The 4,047-nt window shown below is 68.6% G+C and carries 4 protein-coding genes; all 4 read right to left on the bottom strand.

Annotated features, from left to right (window positions below):
• Positions 1-73: 73 nt before the first annotated feature.
• Complete coding sequence (locus tag ACTHMF_RS15420) at positions 74-361, bottom strand: hypothetical protein (RefSeq protein ID WP_440318795.1); 288 nt, start codon at positions 359-361, stop codon at positions 74-76.
• Between the two features lie 176 nt (positions 362-537).
• A complete protein-coding gene (locus ACTHMF_RS15425) occupies positions 538-1,938 on the bottom strand; it encodes a glycosyltransferase family 2 protein (RefSeq protein WP_440318797.1) in 1,401 nt (466 codons plus the stop codon).
• 804 nt (positions 1,939-2,742) lie between these two features.
• A complete protein-coding gene (locus tag ACTHMF_RS15430) occupies positions 2,743-3,066 on the bottom strand; it encodes a cold-shock protein (RefSeq protein WP_440318799.1) in 324 nt (107 codons plus the stop codon).
• Between the two features lie 118 nt (positions 3,067-3,184).
• Entirely contained in the window at positions 3,185-3,733 is a 549-nt protein-coding gene (locus tag ACTHMF_RS15435) for a 2'-5' RNA ligase family protein (RefSeq protein WP_440318801.1), read from the bottom strand.
• Positions 3,734-4,047 lie beyond the last annotated feature (314 nt).

A 4,047-nucleotide genomic window follows, 5' to 3' on the forward strand; every position in this document is an offset into this window, starting at 1 on the left:
CGGATTCTCGTCACGCCCTCAGCCCGCATCGGGCTTTTGGTGCGGCGCGCCCGATTACCCGCCGGGTCTGTCGCTACCGGGACCGGCGGCGACGGGCGGCGCCGAGGAGGAGCGCCGCACAGGCGAGCAGGACCAAGGCGATGAGCAGCAGGAGCTCGGCCGCCAACGGTGCGCCCACCGCGATGGGGAGGAGCGGACGGATCCGACCCTCTGACAACTCGACCACGCCTCGGTAGCATCCGGCGAGCAGCATCGCTGTCCCCACGGCGAGCGTGACCAGTCCGACGCGGGCCAGCGCGGAGCGCCTCCTCGAGGTTGCGAGGCCGGCGGTCGGTCCGATGTCGTCGGGCACCTTTCCCACGTTCGGGATTCTCGCAGGTTCTGGTCGGCGTCGCTCTCCCGGATCGGCGATGCGTGTCGGTCTGGCGGCCCCTCGAGGAACCGATCTGCTGTGGCGCACTCTTGCAGGCGGGACGGACCGGTCACCCCTGCGACCGGTCCGTCCCTGTCCTGCTCGGTGTCGTCGGTACTCGTCCGTCAGACGCGGAACCCGCGCTGACGTCGGAAGAGCTTCCGCAGCATGGCGACCGTCTGCACGATCGTCAGCACCGCGAGCACGGTCCAGCCGATCGTGAGGATGCCGCTGCGCCACGCGAGGTCGAGCTGCAGCCAGCCCCACGCCGTCGCCCCGGCCGCGGCGGCGAGGCCGACGAGTCCGAAGAACCAGGAGGCGCCTGCGCTGCCGTTGTTCTCCGCGTTCGCCTGCGCGGCCCAGTTGTCCCGCTCCGTCCTGCTGATCACCTGCGCCCACGCCTTCACGAAGTGCACCCCGCGCATGAGCATGTACACCTCGCCCGGCACGAACGCCAGGGCGTAGAAGACGTCCCGTCCGGTCCAGCCCTTCATGCTCGTCGCGATGCGCAGGTTCAGCAGCACCGAGACCACGGGCGGCAGCGACCACCACCAGGCGAATTGGAAGGCGTGCATCGACAGGGCACCGGCGACGAGGGCGATGAACAGCATGCGCGAAGCGAGGTTCGCGACCATGCCGAGGTTCTCGCGCCAGCGCAGGCGGAGGTTCGGGTGCAGCGGCTTCTCGAGGATCAGCTCGACGCCGCCGGCGTTCCACTTCACCTGCTGGGCGTCGAGAGCGCGGACCGTGGTCATCGCGCCGACGTCCGCCCGCGCCTTCGCCGAGATCTTGGTGCGGAAGCCGGCGGAGCGGAGCTGCAGGGACAGCAGCGAGTCCTCGATCTCGGAGTCCACGACCCACGGCGCGTCCTGGTGGTTCTCCGCCATGGTGCGCCGCATCGCCGCGACGTTCAGCAGCGAGCACTGGCCGCCCAGCACCGCCATGTTCCGGTTGCGGAGCAGGTTGTCCATGTTGAAGCCGGCGAACTGGAAGCGCTGCGAGCGCACCAGGAAGTGCTGCAGCGGGCCGCGGGCCACGGTCTGGTCGAAGCCGTAGATCGCCGAGATACCGCCGATGCGACTGTCGTCCATCATCTCCGCAGTCAGGTGCTGCAGGCAGTGACGATCGAGGACCGTGTCCGCGTCCACGCCGAGGATGTAATCGAAGTCCTTCGCGAGCGCCCATCCGAAGTTGAGCGCGCCGACCTTCTTGTCCGGCACTTCGCCGAGGTCGATCGTCGTCACGGTGGTCGCGTAGTCAACGTCTCGGCGGGTGACCCGGTGGGTGCCGTCGAACTCGCGGGCGACGTAGTAGGTGTCATCGGTGGAGTTGTTGACGAGCACGAAGACCGCCTCGGGCGGCCGGGTCTGATCGAGCAGCGAGGTGATGGTCGCCGCGATGCTGCCCTCCTCGTTGTACGCGGGCAGGATCGCCGCGATCCGGACGTCCTGGATCCGGCGCTTCGCGGAGGCGGTGAGCAGGTTCTCGAGAGACAGCGTCTCGAGTGACAGCGTTTCGGGGGTCACTGATCGACTTTCGGGGGAGTGGATCCGAGCCGCGACATGGGGGAGCAGTCTCGAATCGATCTGCGGCAGGCGGTGTGGGTGCACCGCGGCCGACGCGCTGGGGAACGCGTTGCGTCGACGGTAGGGCGCGGCCCGGCGACCTCGGCAGCCCCATCTCGGGTGCGCCCCGCGCGAGGGACGTCCACGGCCGCCCGCGCGTGCCCGGCGACCGGGTTCACGCGCCGTCCGAGAAGGTCAGGACGGCGGCGATCGTCACGCATGTCCAGATGGTCGGAATTCCTCGGAGTCCGGACCCCTCCGCGGAACCCAGGAGCTGGTGCTGTGGACCGACCTCGACACACCGTCGCCGTACCGGGCTTCCGGACGGAGCGGGCCAGCGCCGGCTGGGGGTCCGTCGGGTGAGCGGCCTTTATTGTGAGCCCGCCGCTTGCTTGACCTTCGCTGCGACGATCGCCTCGTCGGCGGTGGACAGCTCGGTGACGGCGAAGCCGGTGGGCCACATCGTGCCCTCGTCGAGCTGAGCCGCGTCGAAGAACGCCAGGTTGCCGTATCGGGCGCCGAGCTTCGTGCGCTCCTGGTAGAAGAGGACGACCTTGCCGTCGGCGTTCGCGCAGGCGGGGCCGCCGTAGAAGAGCCCGGTGGCGGGATCTCGCTCACGGGTCGGAAGTCGCCGAGCCAGAGCACCCTTGCACCGTCAGATCGACAAGGCTCCCCGGCGAACACCGACTCCACGCTGAACGCACCCATCACCGCAAGTGACCGTTCTCGCGAGCAGGCGCCTGAGACGACGGCGAGGCGCGCGGCTCAGCTCGGATCGGTGTCCCGCGACGCGTCGTCCATTCGTCGGCGAAGGAGCGGTGTGTCGGGCGTGCCCGGTTCGACGACGACCACCTGCCCGTCGACACGGCGCAACTCGGGTGCTGCGCCGTGTCGAACGAATGCTGCGCGCGTCGCTCGGAAGTGGAAGCTGTCCTGCTCGGCCTCCTCGACGTCGAAGTCGACGACGTCACCCGCGGCGAACTCCCGGAATCCGGATCCGTCGATCACGGAGAGGTGCACCCACACATCGGTCGGCAGCTCGGGGCACATGATCGCGCCCCACCCCTTGTCCGCCTTGTAGAACTTCACGACTCCTTGCACGACCCCAGCCTGACCGACGGCGCGGCCCCATGGTGTCGAGATCATTGACGGAGCCAGCTGAGAGCCTCCGTCCGCCGCCGGTTCAGCAGGGTTCTGAGACGGGTGGTCAGCTGCGCTGTCGCAGATGCCAAGTGCGGCGGTGGCTCCAGGTCATGGTGGTCCACCACGGCCCTTCCCAGGTGGGGTGTTCGAACCGGTAGAGCGTGATCGTGTCGGCCGTGAAGGTCTTCGGGACGGCCACAGGTAGGGCGGCGGCGAACGCGGCGATCTCCTGACGGAGGTCGGTGCGTTCGTAGAGCTCATGGCTGGCGAGCGAGAGGTGCGCGTGGAACCGTGACCCGTCGTGCGTGTCCGCGGGAAGCCCGCTGGTGGCATGGAGCAGGGGGCGGACGGCGTCGTTGATGGAGATGGCGAGTGCGCGAAGACGCTGGTTCTGCTGCCCATCGATGCTGTCGACGTCGTAGATGACGATGTCTCCGAGTATCTGAACGCCCCGGTTGTGCACGGGGAAGGCCACCTGCGTCGGCAGGACCTGCTCGATGACTTCGTGAAGTCGTTCCTCGTTGGTGATGGGGAGGCTGCCGGCGAGGGTGACGTGCGGAGGGAACGCGCCCGCGGAGATCAGCCCGTATCGGGCTCGGATGAAGGCGGTCACGCTCGTGACCGCCGCTGAGGTGGCCGCGTCCGGTGTCAAGAAGATCCCGTAACGACCGCTGACCGACCCGAGATCCCGCGGTTTGCTCGAATCAGCGGCTCGGCTCACCCTCTCATCACACACCACCCGCATCGTGTGATCGAAAGCCCGGAGGCGTGCGTCTCTGGACCAGACCGATCAGAGGGGCGAGCGGTCGCTCAGTGGCGAGCGTTGTCGACAGCTCGCTGGACCCGAACGGTGAAGTCGGCCGGGATGTTGGCAGGGAGGCGGTCGACGGGCCACCACTCGACGGCCTCGCTCTCCTCGCTGGCGGT

It is taken from the genome of Leifsonia sp., assembly GCF_051955155.1.
Taxonomy (GTDB): domain Bacteria; phylum Actinomycetota; class Actinomycetes; order Actinomycetales; family Microbacteriaceae; genus Leifsonia.